Genomic DNA, 15464 nt, shown 5'->3' on the forward strand with positions numbered 1-15464 from the left:
CCCACTTTCCTCGCCCTCGCCTCCATCGCCCTTGCCGGGGTGGGGCTGGTGGGGTGCTCGTCCGAGGGGGGCATCGCCAAGCGAATGCTCCCCTGTTGATATTGCCGCGGTGCGCGAGGCCCTGCCGGATTCGCTCGCTAAGGCGAAGCTCGACCCGCACTCCACCGACGAGGATGAACACTCCTTCTCAGTGCTCTACCGTGCACAGGATAAGGAGCAGGTCAGCCTGCTGGGGACGAAGTATGAGGCCGAGGGCGCACTCGTGTGCCCCGAGGATCCCGATGAGGCGGCACAGCGTTACTTAGAGCTGCTGCACGACGACCTCGATGCCCAAAACGCCGCCCAGCAGCGCCCCGCCAATGAGTACTCCCCCTTCGAGTTCACCGCCGCTGACAGGCGCTTTTATTGTTCTGCCTGGCCGGTCGAAGAGTCAGTGTCTACCACGTGCGTGACCACCGTGGGCGATGTGGCGCTGAACTACTACCTTCACCGCGATGGCCGCGATTCCGCAGCCGAGCAACAACGCATGGAAGACATCGGCTCGGAGCTCGCCCCCGTCCTGCAGGACCTGGACTAGTCCGGGCTCACTACATCGTGGTCGAGGCCCTGCTCGCGCCGGCGCTTTTCCGCCCGGCGCTTCTGCGGCCCGATGGTGGTCTCCGGATTCTTCACCGCTTCCAGCCCGGCGTTAAGCACGCCAAAGCGCGTGCACGCCGAGCCTGCCAACAGCGATAGCCCCGCGGCTACCGAGACGGCCCGCGACTTCGTCACCGCAGCCACTGCACTACCGACACCGCCGGCCTCGATGAAGCATTCCGAAGCCTTCATCAACGCGCCCGGCTTGCCCTCGTGCAGCGCCTCGCGCGGCTCCGGCTCCATGCCTTCTTCAAGAACCTTGGTCGCCACCAGATCGCTGGCCGCCGCGGCCATACCCAACGCGCGGGCCGGTCCCGCGTGCTCGACCGGAGTGGTCACCATAGCCAGGCCTGACGACGCCGCGCCCGCCGAGGAGACGAAAACATACGGCAGGTGCTTTTTCATGTCATTCCACACCGGGTTCGAGGTATTAGACAGCAATACCGCGGTATAGCCCGCGAGCGGACCACCGAGTACGCCCGCGACCGCGCCCGCCGGCCCGGCCGACTTCTTCAGCGCCGTGCGCACAAACTTCGGCAACGGCAGCTTGTGGTCAGTCGCCGCATCCACTTCCGCGGCGGCCGGCAGCGCGGCCGCGCTGGCAAATCCCGACAAAATCCACGAGCCCATGGACATTGGCGAGGTCACCTTGAAGACGCGGAACATGTTCAGGGCGCGTTCCGGGCGGCCCAAGTCCAGAATCAAAAAGACCGATCCCACGGCCGCCGCGCCAAAGGCAGAGATCCGCGTGGTGCGACGCAGCGGCGCATTGCCCACGGCCTGTGCACCAGCGGCCAAGAGTCCCGAGCCACCGCTCACACCGCCTAGAAAGAGGTAGGCGCCGATAGGCCATTCCCACGGCGGCGCCTTCACCACTGGGCGGCCATAGTAAGACGAGAACTCGAAGTCTTGCGCCATGCGCTCCTCTTTGGAGCCGTCCTGCGCGCCGGCGCCCGGCCGCTTCCGCTTCTTCTTCGGCTTTGTACCGTCGAATTTCCGGTAGCGATTGCGTCGCTCCGGCTGCGGTGGGCGATACTCATCAAAGTTGCTCATTTGCGTCCCCCAATCAGGAAGGAACCGGCCACGGCCAGCGCCATGCCGCCGATAGCCTTGGCTGCGGTCTTATACATCTGCGGTAAATCGGCCGTCGGCACGCGCGGGTCCGGCGGCAAACCGTAGACCTCAGGTGAATCCAGAAGCAGGAAGATGGAGCCGGTTCCGCCCACGCCATCGTCCTGGTTGGCGCCGTAAAGGCGGGCCTCGGTAAGCCCTTGCTCGTGCAATACACGCACGCGTTCCTTGGCTGCGGCCACCATCTCTTCATACGGGCCGAACTGGATGGAATCAGTAGGACAGGTCTTAGAACATGCTGGCTGTTCTCCCTGCTTCAGGCGGTCGTAGCACATGGTGCACTTTTGGGCCACGCCCAAATTCTTAATCGGCATCGACTCGCCTGGCGTGTGGTCCGGTCCCTGCGGGGCAAGCTGCTTCAGCTTTTTCAGCACGTTCACGCCGGCATGGGAATTATCCACGTAATCCACCGTGGCCGTCTTGTCGTACTTCAGCGCCACACCGCCGTCATCGCGGCGCTCGATGACGCCAAACGGGCAGCCGGCCACGCAGGTGCCGCAGCCATTGCACACATCATCCTGGACCACAACGGTGCCAAACTCGGTGCGGAACAGCGCGCCTGTAGGACACACGTCCAAGCAGCCCGCATGCGTGCAGTGCTTACACACGTCCGAGGACATGAGCCACCGGAACGTATCCGTATCCGGCGGGGTGGTATCAACCTCTGGGGCCTGCACCCCTACCGAGGGCATACCCAGGGAAATGAGATTCTTTCCCTCCTCGCGGGCATGCTCGATGCGGTCATTGTTTTGCTCCACAAAGGCCACGTGCCGCCAGGTATTTGCACCCAGTGCGCCGGTGTTGTCATAGGAATCACCCGTGACGTCATAGCCTTCAACCGGGTTGCGGTTCCACTCCTTGCACGCCACCTCGCAGGCCTTACACCCGATGCACACGGAAGTATCGGTGAAAAAGGCCATGCGGCGGTACTTGTCATAGCCATGCCGGCTCGCGTTTTCGGTCAGAAGATTTGTCATTTACTTACCTTCTTCGCTTTCCTCGCCCTTCTCGCCGTGCTCATCCGCATCCGCGGGCTGCTGCGGCTCTGGGTTATAGGTGAAGGAATCATCCACGGTGAGCAGATCATTGCCGGAATCCAGGTTCAGGTGCGCGCGCTTCTGATACTCCTTGAGCATCTCCACACGGGCCTCACCACGCGGGCGACGCCCCGGCTGGATATCGCAAGCGCCGATCTTGGAATTCTGGATGAATACGTTCGGCTCCAACGTAAGGCCCAGCAAATCATTGGCACCATCGCCTGCGACGGCCGTGGAATCGGACTCGCCATAGTGATACGGCAAGCCGATCTGGTGGAACTCCTCACCATTGATCTTCATCATCTGCATGCGGTCAGTGACCAAGACCTGCGCCTCAATGACGCCGCGTGGCGAGATGATCGTGGCCCACTTACCGTTTTCCAAGCCACGCTTTTCTGCCAAGGCCTTATCGACCTCGCAGAAAAGGCCCGGCTGCAGCTCCGCCAAATACGGCAGTCGGCGCGACATCGCACCCGAAGTATACATCTCGGTGAGGCGATAGGTGGAAAAGACAAACGGGAACACCTCCGAGCCCGGCTCACCAGGCTCTGGGCGCGACAGGTTGTCTGGGCGCTTAATGGTCAGGCGCGTCGGCGATTGCTGCTGTTTGTACAGCACGTTGTGCACCGGGGACTCGTGCGGCTCATAGTGGGTGGGCAATGGGCCGTCGGAAAGCCCGGTCGGTGCAAAGAGCCAACCGCGGCCATCAGCCTGCATGATGAAGGCATCGGTGCCGTCGAGGGCGTCCGGGCCCACGGCGTCGACCGGAGCCTTGTAGTCCGGGGCCTTGGTAGCCGGGAAGTCCGGCACGTCATCGCCAACCCATTGACCCTGGTCAGCGTCCCACCACACATACTTCTTGCGCTCGGACCACGGCGTGCCGTCAGGCTTCGCCGAAGCACGGTTGTAGAGCAGACGGCGGTTGGCCGGCCATACCCAACCCCACTCGGGAGCTACCTCGTTTTGCTCCGAACCCGGGACCTTGCGCGCGGACTGATTAATGCCGTCCTTAAACACGCCGGTATAGATCCAGCAACCACCCGAGGTACTGCCATCGTTTTTCATCTCCACGAAGGCAGGCAAAAGCTCGCCCTTCTTCGGGCCCTCTAGGTAGTAGCCGTTGATCTCCTTGAGGACGTCCTCAGAATTCGGCTCGCCTTCCTCGGTTTCCACATAGTCCCACGTGACCTTCTGCAATGGAATATCTCGCGGATCGGTGGAATCGCGCAGGCGCTCCTTGATCTTCTTGCCCAGTTGGTAGAAGAACCACAGGTCACTTTTCGCATCGCCTGGCGGCGGGGCCGCCTGGAAGCGCCATTGCAGCATGCGCTGCGTCTGGGTAAAGGTTCCCGCCTTTTCTACGTGGGTGGCCGCCGGCATCAAGAAGACCTCAGTGCCGATGTCTTCGGTCTTAAGCTCGCCGTTTTTAATCTCCGGCGAATCCTTCCAGAAAGAGGCGGTCTCAATCTCCTGGAAATCGCGTACGACCAGCCACTTCAGCGCCGCCAAGCCGCGGCGCTGCATACCGCCATTGGACTGCGCCACGGCCGGGTTCTGGCCAAAGACAAAGTAGCCTTCCACCTGCTCATCCAGCATGGCCATGAGCGTTTCATAGGTCGAATGCGCACCAGAAATGCGCGGCATGAGGTCATAGCCCCATCCGTTGTCCTTGGTTGCCGCATCGCCCCAGTAGGACTTCATCAGCGAGACCGCGTAGTTCTCACCAATCTGCCAAAAGCCCTTCTGCGACTCATTACGGATTCCATCAACGAACTCTGGCCAGCTTTGCTTATCGACGCTCGGCATGGGCAAATACCCCGGCAACGAGTGGAACAACGTCGGGATATCGGTAGAGCCCTGAATCGAGGCGTGACCGCGCAGCGCCATAATGCCCGAACCTGGGCGACCCACATTGCCGGTGAGCAGCTGCAAGATGGCGGCGGTACGAATGAACTGCGCACCCAGGGTGTGCTGGGTAAAGCCCAACGCATAGGCAAAGCAGGTGGTGCGATCCGGCGTGGAATTCCGCGCGATCGACTCCGCTAGGTAATAGAAGTCCTCCTGCGCAATACCGCAGGTCTCCTCCACCACCTCAGGCGTATAGCGCGCGTAGTGCCGCTTGAGAATCTGAAATACCGAATTCGGATGCTCTAGCGTCTCATCGCGTTCCACATTCCACGACGCGCCCTCCGGCTTCTGCACGTATTGCCACGAATCCGTGACGTACTTACCGGTCTCCGGGTCATAACCAGAGAACAGGCCGTCCAGATCTTCGGTGTCCTGATAATCCTCCGAGATGATCATTGGCGCATTGGTATACGCCACCACGTAGTCATGGAAGTACAGCTCGTTTTCCAGCAAGTAGTTAATGACTGCGCCCAAAAGCACCACATCCGTGCCGCCGCGAATGCCAATGTGGCGATTCGCAAAGGCTGACGTGCGCGTATAACGCGGATCCACGTGAATGATGCGGGCACCACGCTTCTTGGCTTCCACCACCCACTGGAATCCCACGGGGTGGCACTCGGCCATATTAGAACCCTCAATGACGATGCAGTCCGCATTCGCCATATCCTGCAGCGGTTGGGTTGCGCCGCCGCGGCCAAACGAAGTTCCTAGACTAGGAACGGTGGCGGAGTGTCATATGCGCGCCTGGTTCTCGAGCTGAATCGCACCAGCGGCGGTAAACAGCTTCTTAATGAGGTAGTTTTCCTCATTATCCAAGGTCGCACCGCCCAAACCGGCGATGCCCATCGTGCGATTGAGCGCACGACCTTCATCGTCCACATCCTGCCAGCCATTGTGGCGGGCCTCCAAGAAACGATCCGCAATCATCTCCATCGCGGTATCTTCATCAAGGTCCTGCCACTCCGTAGAGTGCGGTGCACGATACTTAATCTTGGTAAGGCGCGTAGCGGAGTTAATCAACTGCTCCGACGCAGATCCCTTCGGGCACAGGCGTCCACGAGAAATAGGCGAATCCGGGTCGCCCTCCACCTGGATGACGCGGTCATCTTTGACATAAACGCGCTGCGAACAACCAACCGCACAGTACGGGCACACCGACTGCACCACGCGGTCTGCTTCCACGGTGCGCCCATGCTTATCTTTACTCTTTTGAGACTGCGTATTGACGTCCCTTCCGAAGGGATCGCCACTGCGCAGCTGGCGCACAACCGGCCAGTTGAGAGGGCTAAAGCGAGACATGTCCTTTAATCTATATTTTGCCGGTTAAAAAAGCCACAAAGGCTACCCTAACTAGCTTGCACCGCCCAGAGTGCCCGCTTAATCCCCTCGACGATCTCCGCCAGCTCCATCATGGGCTTATCCGTTTTCTCCTGCTCTGTAATGAACGGGACGTGGACAAATCCTGCACGCACCCTCGTCGCTGCAAAGTGGTGCAAGAGACCATAGAGCAGCTGATTGCATACAAAGGTCCCGGCCGTATTCGACAACCGCGCCGGACTATCCTCCATTGCCGCAACCATTTCCTTTACCGGCAACGTAGAGAAGTATGCCGCCGGGCCGCCTTCCACAACCGGTACATCCACCGGCTGATAACCCACATTATCAGGAATATCGGCATCCATAACGTTAATCGCGACCCGCTCTGGAGTGATATGCGCCCGCCCACCGGCCTGGCCCAAACATACAATTGCATCGACCGCCGAGCCCTCCGCGGCCTCGATCGCCCGACGCAGCGATTCCCCGAACTTCGTCGGAATCACCAGCTTGATGAGCTCCGCGTCACCAATGCGATCCGGCAGTTGTTGAAGCGCTCGTTCCGTGGGGTTGATGCTCTCTCCGCCGAACGCGTCAAATGCGGTTACGAGGATTTTCATGCTGCCAGTATTCCAGATCCCGGGCCCTCCCACCCTTCGCGCTCACCGGCAGCGCTTGGATGGCACTTCCCCTTGGTCCCGGTGAGCGGCAAGGGCGTAGGCCCTAATCCCCGCTCCCCTCGCGCTCACCGGGAGCCATACTCCAAGCACTCAGGGCCCTGCCCGTGAGCGCGAAGGGCGGGGTGCCTAACCGATCTGCTGCTTCGTAGTGCAGTCGATCTTCGCGTATGAACGTCCATTCTTATCTACAGACGTCATGGCATAGTTTCCGCCATAAGCTCGGCACCCGGTGTAGTTATCGACCACCGGTGCCGGCCGAGGTGCGGGCTGCTGCTCGGGCGCTTGGTATTCAGCCACCTCGTCGTGCGTTTGTTGCTCCGCTACCTCTACTTCCGGCGCATCGTGCTCCTGCTGACGAATCTCTTCTTTCCGCTCCTCTGCACGGCGGCGTTCTTCTTCCTGGCGCTCCTTCTCGCGCTTCTCTTCCTCCAATTTCTCGATCTCTTCGCGGGCTTGTTTCTCCTTTCCCTCAAGCTCGCGTTCCTTCTTCGCGGCAATCTCCTTGGGAGCATCCGGATACGCTGCTTTCTGGAAGGTGCTTCGAGCATCTTTGTGGCGAGTCAGAACCGCTAATCCGGCCTTCGCAGCTGCTGACTTGTCCAATACATCCTCGTACCCTGCAATATCAGCTTCCCCGGAAGCTGCAAATGCTGCCGCCGCAGCTTCAGCGCCGCTAAGCGCTTCGGCCATGTCCTCATCGCTGGAGACCTTGCACTCGTCCGAGACCCCAAAGATCCCTTCGCCAGCATCTTTAGGGCGGCGTTCGGCGTTGTGCACTTCGTCATAAAACTTGTCGTTTCCACCAAATACGACTGCAGTGGCCAGCCCTTCGGCCGCGACATCCGCGTTAATGAAGTCATCGTCGATAAAGACACCGGCAAGGGTGCGGCCGTACTTGTCGGTCCGCTCGGAGTCATATTCCAACCGAACCTCCGTCCCCTTTGGCAGCCGTCCTTCCAAGTACTGCTTCGCTTCCTCCGCGAGGCACTCACTCGGTTCGCCGTTATGGCCGATTTCCGGCGTATCAATATTAAGTAGCCGGACGCGGGTATTTTCGCCGTCTATGTCGACGTCAATGGTGTCGCCATCGATCACTCGATTGACCACCACTGCATCTTCATCGCCGCCGCCTAAGGCAACGGACGCCACTGCGCCAACTGCGAAAATGCCAACGAGAGGTTTAACCCAGCCCATGAATGTTCCTCCTGAGAAAGATAGAGAGAGTAGCTACTTAAAGTTAGCAATGGGACACACGTGGTAGTTCAAGCTCTCCTCCCTTCGCGCTCACCGGCGTCGAAAAGCAAGCGCAAAACCACCTCTCCGTGAGCGCGAAGGGTGAGGTTGTGGCCACAGCAAATATCCCGCACCTTGTACCCAAAGAGGTTGAAGGAATAAGCTGAGCGATGTTGAAGTTGAACAGAACAGTATCTGGAAAATAGTCCGATCTGTCCATTTTTATTTTCAAAGGAATCTTAATGTCTCAACAAGAATCTTCGCGCTCCAAGCTTCCAGGCTGGGCCACGGGATTCGGTGCCCAGGTCATCGCGGGCCTTATTATCGGCCTCATCCTAGGCTTCATTGCCTCCGGCATGGATACCGACCCAGACAACCCCGGCTGGTTGACCACCCTACTCACGGGCGTCGGCGGCGCCTACGTCCAGCTACTCAAGGTGATGATCCCGCCACTGATCTTCGCCGCTGTTGTCACCTCCGTCGCTAATCTGCGCAAGGTGGCCAACGCCGCGTCCCTGGCAATCTCCACACTGGTATGGTTTGCCATCACCGCATTCTTCTCCGTCTTGACGGGCATCATCGTCGCCGTCGTGATGAAGCCGGGCATCGGCACAAGCATCGATGCTTCTACCGCGCAGGACCCTTCCCACGTCGGTTCATGGACCGCGTTCTTTGAGCAACTTCTCCCCCAGAACTTCGTGGGCCTTTCTGCCTCGCTTTCCGACGGCGAAGTATCCCTCAGCTTTGGTGCCCTCCAGCTCCTCGTCATCTCGCTAGCCATTGGTATCGCCGCCGTCAAGACTGGTAAGTCTGCTGAGCCTTTCCTGCGCTTTACCGAGTCCTTCCTGAAGGTCATTCAGGTCATCCTGTGGTGGATTATCCGCCTTGCCCCGATTGGCACCGCGGCCCTTATTGGTAAGGCCGTAGCTACCTACGGCTGGGATGCATTGGGCTCGCTGGGCAAGTTCGTCTTGGCCATGTACGTAGGCATGGGCCTGGTATTTGCCGTGATCTACCCGGCAGTACTGAAGTTCAACAAGATCCCGGTCATCGGCTTCTTCAAGCGCGTGTGGCCCGTGACCTCCCTGGGCTTTGTCACCCGTTCTTCGATGGGCGTCATGCCAGCTACCGAGCGCTTCAGTGAAAAGGCTATGGGAGTTCCGTCCGAGTACGCTTCCTTTGCCATTCCGCTGGGCGCAACTACCAAGATGGATGGCTGCGCTTCCGTATACCCAGCCATCGCTGCCATCTTCGTCTCCCAGTTCTACGGCATCGACCTTGACTTCACCCAGTACCTGCTCATCATCTTCGTGTCCGTTATTGGTTCCGCTGCTACTGCAGGCACCACCGGCGCAACGGTGATGCTCACCCTGACGCTTTCCACGCTCGGCCTGCCACTGGCCGGCGTTGGTCTCCTGCTTGCTATCGAGCCGATTATTGACATGGGCCGTACCGCACTCAACGTCACCGGACAGGTGCTGTGCGCCACCATCGTGGCTAAGCGCGCCGGCATCCAGGACAAGGCAACCTGGGATGCTGCCGAGAACGGCGTCAAGGACATTATGGATTCTGACTCGGCTGAGGCCATCGGCGTCAAGGCTTAAACCAGTCTCCTAAATAGGCAAAAAGAAACGCCCGCAAGGTAATCCTTGCGGGCGTTTAGCTATGCGCTTTTACTTCTTGAGGCCGTCAACACCATCGGTGTCGATCTGCTCCTTGCGCAGCTCCTCGGTGTGAGTCTCGGTGTCGCGAACGGTGTCCTTCTTCAGGTTGATCTTCTCAACCGGAACGGTTTCCTTGTTCACGTTCACGCGCTCCTCGTGCAGGGTGACGGAAGCTTCCTCGGAGTCACCGGAGATGGAGCCGTTGTAGTTCTTAGCATCCTCAGCGTTGATCGGGGTGCGCTCGACGCGAACCTCTTCACGCTCAACCGGAACCTCGACGCTCTCGGTGTCAGTCACAACGTACTTGCGCAGGCGAGCCTCACCGCTAGCCACACGCTCCTTGTTGACGTTGAGCTGCTCCTCGGAACGGATGAGCTCGCCATCGTTGTTAGTGCGTGCAGCTGCAGCGTCATCAGCTACGCCAGCTTTGCGCTCGGTAGCAGCAGCGTCGGTGGTGTGGGTGTCTGCCTTATTCCCGTCAGCATGCGCACCAGCAACGCCTGCACCTGCAATTCCTGCGCCAGCACCAGCACCTGCGGTCAGGTTGTGATCCTTGTCAGCGCCAGCCTGAACGTCGCGCTTGGAGTCAAGGTTGGAATCCTTGTAGTCGGTAACGTCGCGTGCGTTATCCAGACCGTAGTGCTTGAAGATATCGGACTGTGCCTCAGGGGTCAGCGGCTTATCGGAGTCGAAGTCCGGAGCATCCTTGATGCGGTCCTTGGAGAAGCCCAGCTTCAGGTCATCGCCGGAGAAGTCGTGTCCACGCAGCGGAACTAGGCTGGAGTTCATGCCGAACAGGCCGTGGTTAACCTCAACGAAGGTAGGCTGGCCGGACTGGTCATCAACGAATACCTCGTTAACGTCGCCCAGCTTCTCGCCGTCCTTGTCGTATGCGGTTGCGTTAAAGAGGTCCTTAATGTTCTTACCCATTGTCAGTAAATCCTTTCTGCTATTGGTATAGCTATCTTCAACCAAACAAAAGGACATTTTCTAACCCCGCCACGTGGAGTGTGGGGGTGAAAATCTCCAATTGATTGCTGTGACAACCACCATACGGAGAATTCAAATTTTTTCGACCGCTAGCGGGAAATTTCCTCGATTTTGTTCACCAAAGCCGAGCTTCATGCAGCTCAGGACGGTTGGTAACAGTTCTATAACATTGGGAAAACTGCACCATAAGTACCCAAACCGCGGGAGGCGGATGTCGATTCTCTCGCCCGCAGCGCCCTAGCCGCGACCCCTCACGATCTCCAAATCGTCCATTGTTCACCACACCCCCGAAATGCGGTGACAGCGGTACCACAGGATTCTTTAAAGAGGGTGTAGTTTTACCCCGCCAATTTACAGGCAACATACAAGCCCGTGCCCCCGAACAGGCCTACACACATATTGGTCTAGTGCGCATACACCACAGTGGTCGGCAGAAAGCTGAGAAGATTAAGCCTTAGCGGAATAGGTACGGACGCCGATCTTCCAGGCCGGCTGGTTCCACATGAATGAACGCACTGCAGCCTGGGTACAGCTCGTCGAGGGCAATTTCCACTAAGTCTGCAACCTCGTGAGAGTGCATGACGCTCCACTCCCCTGGCACCTCCATGGTCAGGTACACCAACCGCTGGCGGCCAGAGGCCACGGTGCGACGATCCGTGAAGTTTACCGAGTGTTCCTGCTCCAGCTGGGCTAGCAGTTGCCGAATATTCTGACGCTCGTCGTCGGGAAGCGCCTCAGAAAGCAGGCTGCTCACCGAATCGCGCAGGAGGCTATAGCCCGTCCACAAGATATTGATGCCCACTGCCAGCGCCACTACGGGATCCAGCCACCACCAGCCAGTAAGGAATACGGCGGCGATGCCTATAAGGACGCCAACGGAAGTCCAGACGTCGGTAAGCAAATGGTGCCCATCCGCATCCAAGGTGGCGGAACGGTAGCGCTTACCCGCACGGATGAGCGCAATGCCCACCACGCCGTTGAGCACGGAAGAAAGCGTGGACAACGCCAAGCCCCAGCCTGGCTCTTCAATCGGCTGCGGAACAAAGAAGCGTTGGATCGCCGTATAGATGATCATGCCGGCCGCAATAAAAATCATTGCGCCCTCTACCAAGGCGGAGACGTATTCGGCTTTGCCGTGGCCAAACTGGTGGTTATCGTCGGCCGGCTTAGAGGCAATCCGGAGGGCATAAAAGCCGGCGACGGCCGCGACGAGGTTTACGATGGATTCGAGGGCATCGGACAGGAAACCCACCGAGCCGGTAAACCACGCTGCCAATGCCTTGAGGATAATGGTGGCCACAGCGGCGGCGATGGATAGCTGCATGAAGCGCTCAAGAATGCGCTGTTCTGAGCCCATGGAGGACATAGTCACTTCTCCCTTCGGTTCGGTTGCGGACCGAAGGTCTCGTTCACGGCCGCGGGCACTGCGGGCGCTGGCTGGCCGGGCTAAACGCCAGTATGTCGACCAGTCATCTCAGAATTAACCGAGGGAACTACTCCCCTTCAGGAAACCCCAACTTTATAGGGCAGGTGACACCGGCGCAAGATCGAAAAAGCCACGGGAAACTCCCGTGGCTTAAATTCGTGAAGCTTTAGTGCTGGCCCTCTGCAAACTCTTCTACCAGCTTGGCGTTAAAGGCTGGCAGGTCATCTGGAGTGCGGGAGGAGACCAAGCCCTGGTCGCAGTGGACTTCCTCATCTACCCAGGTGGCACCCGCATTGCGCAAGTCGGTCTGCAGGGACGGGAAGGACGTCAGGGTGCGGCCCTTGAGGGCTTCAGCATCAGCCAGGATCCAAGCACCGTGGCAGATCGCGCCGAGCGGTAGATCCTTGCTCATGTGGTTGCGCACGATTTCTACTGCGGCCTTGTCCAAGCGGATGAGGTCAGCATTATCGGTACCGCCAGGCAGAATGATGCCATCGAAAGACTCGCCAGTGGAGTCAACGGTAGCGGCGCCAACGGAAATTTCCGTACCCTTCTTGCCGGTAATGGTGCCGGCCTTTGGAGCGAGGACACGCACGGTAGCGCCGGCGTTCTTCACGGCCTCTAGTGGGGAGGTCAGCTCAGAGTCTTCGAAGCCATCGGTAGCGATGATGGCAATGGTCTTATTATCTAGTTCAGCCATGTTGCAGCCTCCTTTGTTCGGGTACGCCGCCCACGGTAACGCGGAAGTTTCGTCTTCGCTACCTTCTCTTGCGCGCGAGTGGGCGGCGCCTTCTCCTTCTGACAAAGGGTCGGTTCCAAGCGGTGTGGAATTAGCCGCCGATCTTAAAGTCGCACACGTCGCCGTCCTGCATGATGTAGTCCTTACCCTCTTGGCGGACCTTGCCATGCGCACGAGCCTCAGCCATGGAGCCAGCGGCTACAAGGTCATCGAAGGAAACGATCTCGGCCTTAATGAACTTCTTTTCAAAGTCGGTGTGGATGACTCCGGCTGCCTGCGGTGCGGCAGAGCCCTGCTTAATGGTCCACGCACGGGCCTCCTTCTCCCCGGCGGTGAGGTAGGTCTGCAGACCCAAGGTGGCAAAACCTGCCTTAGCCAGGGTGGCTAGGCCCGGCTCATCTTGGCCTACGGCCTCGAGCAGTTCGCGGGCTTCATCTTCTTCCAACTCGAGCAGCTCGGTTTCGGTCTGCGCATCGAGGAATACGGCCTCAGCCGGGGCGACGAGCTGGCGGAGTTCTTCCTTCTTAGCGTCGTCGGTAAGCACTGCTTCATCCGAATTGAAGACATAGAGGAAGGGCTTAGCCGTCATCAGGTGCAGATCGCGCACGAGGGCGAGGTCAATCTCGCCCTCCTTCGCTGCGGCGAAGAGGGTGCGATCATCTTCCAAAATCTCCTGGGCCTTCTTGGTTGCTTCCACCTCGACGGCCAAATCCTTATTCTTGCGCGCATCCTTTTCCAAGCGCGGCAGGGCCTTTTCGATGGTCTGGAGATCCGCAAGAATGAGCTCGGTATTAATAACGGAGATATCGTTGCGCGGGTCCACCTTGCCATCGACGTGAATGACATTGTCATCAGAGAAGGCGCGTACAACCTGGCAAATGGCGTCTGCCTCGCGGATATTGGCTAGGAACGCGTTGCCCATACCTTCACCCTGCGAAGCGCCGGAGACGATGCCGGCGATGTCCACGAAGGACACGGTGGCAGGCAGGATGCGCTCAGAGTTAAACATCTCCGCCAGCTGGGTCAGGCGGGAATCCGGCAGCTCCACCAAGCCCACGTTGGGCTCGATGGTGGCAAACGGGTAGTTCGCCGCCAGGATCTCGGAACGGGTCAGGGCATTAAACAAAGTGGACTTGCCCACATTGGGCAGGCCGACGATTCCTAGTGTAAGACTCACGGGGCCAATCCTAACGCACCCGCCTTCTTTTAAGGCAAGATGGTGGGGTGAATTCTGATAACCAACCGCTGCCCGATGACCCCCAAACGGGCTTGGGCGATAAGTTTGATGAAAGCTTCGACACCAGCAAGCTGGAGGATGTATCCCCACATCCACCAGGCGATCAGGTAGACCGCTCCGTCATCGCCGGCGAGGTGGTTAAGGCCGCTTCCCTATGGGCCGTTCGCCTGCTCATCATCTGCGTATTCCTCTACGCCCTCTACCGTTTGCTGGGTAACTTCTGGCAGGGGCTTTTGCCAGTTCTTTTGGCCCTTATTATCTGCACCGTTCTGGCACCGGTGGCTAAAAAGCTGCGCAATATTGGCCTTCCCGCCGCGTTGGCGGCCGCCGTAACCATTTTGGTTTCTTTCACGGCTGTTGGCGGCCTCATTGCTTTTGTTGCCCCAGATTTCATGCGGCAATCCCGGTCGCTGTATCTGCAGACGGTCTCCGGCATCCAAAGCCTGCAGCTCTGGGCCCAGGGTCCACCGCTCAACCTTGATAGCGATGACATGAGTAGCTACATCGACGAGGCGGCGTCCTGGCTGCAGCAACGTGCCGGCGCCATCGCGGGCTCGGTCTTTACCGGCATCGGCACCGCCACCTCCATCTTGGTCACGCTCTTCATCGTGTTGGTGCTGACCTTCTTCTTCCTGAAGGACGGCGCTAAGTTCCTTCCCTGGCTGCGCGATGCCACGGGCAAGCGCGCCGGCTGGCATCTGACGGAGCTGCTTACTCGCGCCTGGAATACGCTGGGCGGCTTCATTCGCGCGCAGGCAGTGGTTTCGCTTGTCGACGCCGTCTTTATCGGCGTCGGCCTCGCCCTTATCGGTGTTCCGCTGGCCATGGCTTTGGCGATCATCACCTTTATCGCGGGCTTCATCCCCTTCGTCGGCGCGATCGTGGCCGGCGCCCTCTCCGTCACCATCGCGTTGGTCTCCCTTGGCGTAACCAAGGCTCTTCTCGTCCTCGGCTTGGTGTTGCTGGTCCAGCAGTTGGAGGGCAATGTCCTCTCGCCCTGGCTGCAGTCCAAGGCCATGGACCTGCACCCGGTCATCGTCTTGGTTTCCGTCACGGTCGGCTCAGCTCTCTTTGGCCTGATAGGTGGTTTCCTCGCGGTTCCGACGGCCGCCATGTTTGCGGTGGCCTACCGCTACGGACAAGACATGATGAAGCTGCAGTCGGGCGAAAAGACCGCCGCGGATCTGGACTTTTCTACCGTAGCTGGTTATCTCATCGGCCGCTACACCGAAGACCAAGGGCGCTATAAGCGCGAGGCATGGCTCAAGATGCCGGACTATGCAGCCCCAGAAGGCGCGTTTGCCGACGTCTCCGCGGACGGCGATTCCAATTCCCTCGACGCCGCCCTCAATGTGGAATCCACCCCCAAGGAGCATGACAAGCCCGGCATGCGCGCAAACCTGCGCCGCGCCCGCGACGCCTTCGAAGGCCTTTTGAACGGAGATTCGAAAAAATAATGGGTCGTGTCG

The 15464-nt window shown here is 59.1% G+C and carries 12 protein-coding genes; 3 read left to right on the top strand and 9 right to left on the bottom strand.

Annotated elements, in window-relative coordinates; all coding sequences use genetic code 11:
• The first annotated feature begins 109 nt into the window (after positions 1 to 109).
• Positions 110 to 577 (top strand): hypothetical protein, encoded by a 468-nt coding sequence (locus tag MHX61_RS03285; protein ID WP_239192551.1) that lies wholly within the window; start codon positions 110 to 112, stop codon positions 575 to 577.
• On the opposite strand, the gene nrfD is transcribed toward MHX61_RS03285, so the two are convergent.
• The 5 genes from nrfD to MHX61_RS03310 form a co-directional block, all read right to left on the bottom strand.
• The gene (nrfD, locus tag MHX61_RS03290) at positions 574 to 1689 is read right to left on the bottom strand and encodes an NrfD/PsrC family molybdoenzyme membrane anchor subunit (protein WP_239192553.1); all 1116 of its coding nucleotides are present in this window, start codon (positions 1687 to 1689) and stop codon (positions 574 to 576) included. The genes MHX61_RS03285 and nrfD overlap by 4 nt on opposite strands.
• Positions 1686 to 2744 carry a 4Fe-4S dicluster domain-containing protein gene (locus MHX61_RS03295; protein ID WP_204609591.1) on the bottom strand — a complete coding sequence of 353 codons (1059 nt, stop codon included), beginning with the start codon at positions 2742 to 2744 and terminating at the stop codon, positions 1686 to 1688. The genes nrfD and MHX61_RS03295 overlap by 4 nt, the downstream gene beginning before the upstream one ends.
• Entirely contained in the window at positions 2745 to 6011 is a 3267-nt protein-coding gene (gene fdnG / locus MHX61_RS03300; protein ID WP_239192555.1) for a formate dehydrogenase-N subunit alpha, read from the bottom strand. It lies immediately after the preceding gene.
• Positions 6012 to 6058: 47 nt separating this feature from the next.
• A complete protein-coding gene (gene pcp, locus MHX61_RS03305) occupies positions 6059 to 6646 on the bottom strand; it encodes a pyroglutamyl-peptidase I (protein ID WP_204609596.1) in 588 nt (195 codons plus the stop codon).
• 186 nt (positions 6647 to 6832) lie between these two features.
• The gene (locus MHX61_RS03310; protein ID WP_204609598.1) at positions 6833 to 7900 is read right to left on the bottom strand and encodes a thermonuclease family protein; all 1068 of its coding nucleotides are present in this window, start codon (positions 7898 to 7900) and stop codon (positions 6833 to 6835) included.
• A 281-nt stretch (positions 7901 to 8181) separates the two neighbouring features.
• Between MHX61_RS03310 and MHX61_RS03315 the strand changes: the two genes are divergently transcribed.
• A complete protein-coding gene (locus tag MHX61_RS03315; protein ID WP_204609600.1) occupies positions 8182 to 9543 on the top strand; it encodes a dicarboxylate/amino acid:cation symporter in 1362 nt (453 codons plus the stop codon).
• A gap of 69 nt (positions 9544 to 9612) precedes the next feature.
• Here the strand turns inward: MHX61_RS03315 and MHX61_RS03320 are convergent, their stop codons facing one another.
• The 4 genes from MHX61_RS03320 to ychF all read right to left on the bottom strand — a co-directional run bounded on the left by MHX61_RS03320 (position 9613) and on the right by ychF (position 13935).
• Entirely contained in the window at positions 9613 to 10533 is a 921-nt protein-coding gene (locus tag MHX61_RS03320) for a PRC and DUF2382 domain-containing protein (RefSeq protein ID WP_239192558.1), read from the bottom strand.
• A gap of 514 nt (positions 10534 to 11047) precedes the next feature.
• The gene (locus MHX61_RS03325) at positions 11048 to 11959 is read right to left on the bottom strand and encodes a cation diffusion facilitator family transporter (RefSeq protein WP_239192764.1); all 912 of its coding nucleotides are present in this window, start codon (positions 11957 to 11959) and stop codon (positions 11048 to 11050) included.
• 226 nt (positions 11960 to 12185) lie between these two features.
• Complete coding sequence (locus MHX61_RS03330) at positions 12186 to 12719, bottom strand: type 1 glutamine amidotransferase domain-containing protein (RefSeq protein WP_239192560.1); 534 nt, start codon at positions 12717 to 12719, stop codon at positions 12186 to 12188.
• Between the two features lie 130 nt (positions 12720 to 12849).
• On the bottom strand, positions 12850 to 13935 hold the full coding sequence (gene ychF / locus MHX61_RS03335) for a redox-regulated ATPase YchF (protein ID WP_239192590.1): 1086 nt from the start codon (positions 13933 to 13935) through the stop codon (positions 12850 to 12852).
• Between the two features lie 47 nt (positions 13936 to 13982).
• Here ychF and MHX61_RS03340 point away from each other — a divergent pair, with 47 nt between their 5' ends.
• On the top strand, positions 13983 to 15452 hold the full coding sequence (locus MHX61_RS03340; protein WP_239192593.1) for an AI-2E family transporter: 1470 nt from the start codon (positions 13983 to 13985) through the stop codon (positions 15450 to 15452).
• Positions 15453 to 15464: the final 12 nt, after the last annotated feature.

This window comes from Corynebacterium sp. ACRPF, assembly GCF_022347395.1.
GTDB classification, from domain to species: Bacteria; Actinomycetota; Actinomycetes; order Mycobacteriales; family Mycobacteriaceae; genus Corynebacterium; species Corynebacterium tuberculostearicum_D.

What these genes read in the sequence shown, in the direction of transcription:
- MHX61_RS03310 (WP_204609598.1), bottom strand. Translation starts at nt 7,900, where the DNA reads ATGGGCTGGGTTAAACCTCTCGTTGGCATTTTCGCAGTTGGCGCAGTG.
- MHX61_RS03325 (WP_239192764.1), bottom strand. Translation starts at nt 11,959, where the DNA reads ATGTCCTCCATGGGCTCAGAACAGCGCATTCTTGAGCGCTTCATGCAG.
- MHX61_RS03320 (WP_239192558.1), bottom strand. Translation starts at nt 10,533, where the DNA reads ATGGGTAAGAACATTAAGGACCTCTTTAACGCAACCGCATACGACAAG.
- pcp (WP_204609596.1), bottom strand. Translation starts at nt 6,646, where the DNA reads ATGAAAATCCTCGTAACCGCATTTGACGCGTTCGGCGGAGAGAGCATC.
- nrfD (WP_239192553.1), bottom strand. Translation starts at nt 1,689, where the DNA reads ATGAGCAACTTTGATGAGTATCGCCCACCGCAGCCGGAGCGACGCAAT.
- MHX61_RS03315 (WP_204609600.1), top strand. Translation starts at nt 8,182, where the DNA reads ATGTCTCAACAAGAATCTTCGCGCTCCAAGCTTCCAGGCTGGGCCACG.
- MHX61_RS03295 (WP_204609591.1), bottom strand. Translation starts at nt 2,744, where the DNA reads ATGACAAATCTTCTGACCGAAAACGCGAGCCGGCATGGCTATGACAAG.
- MHX61_RS03330 (WP_239192560.1), bottom strand. Translation starts at nt 12,719, where the DNA reads ATGGCTGAACTAGATAATAAGACCATTGCCATCATCGCTACCGATGGC.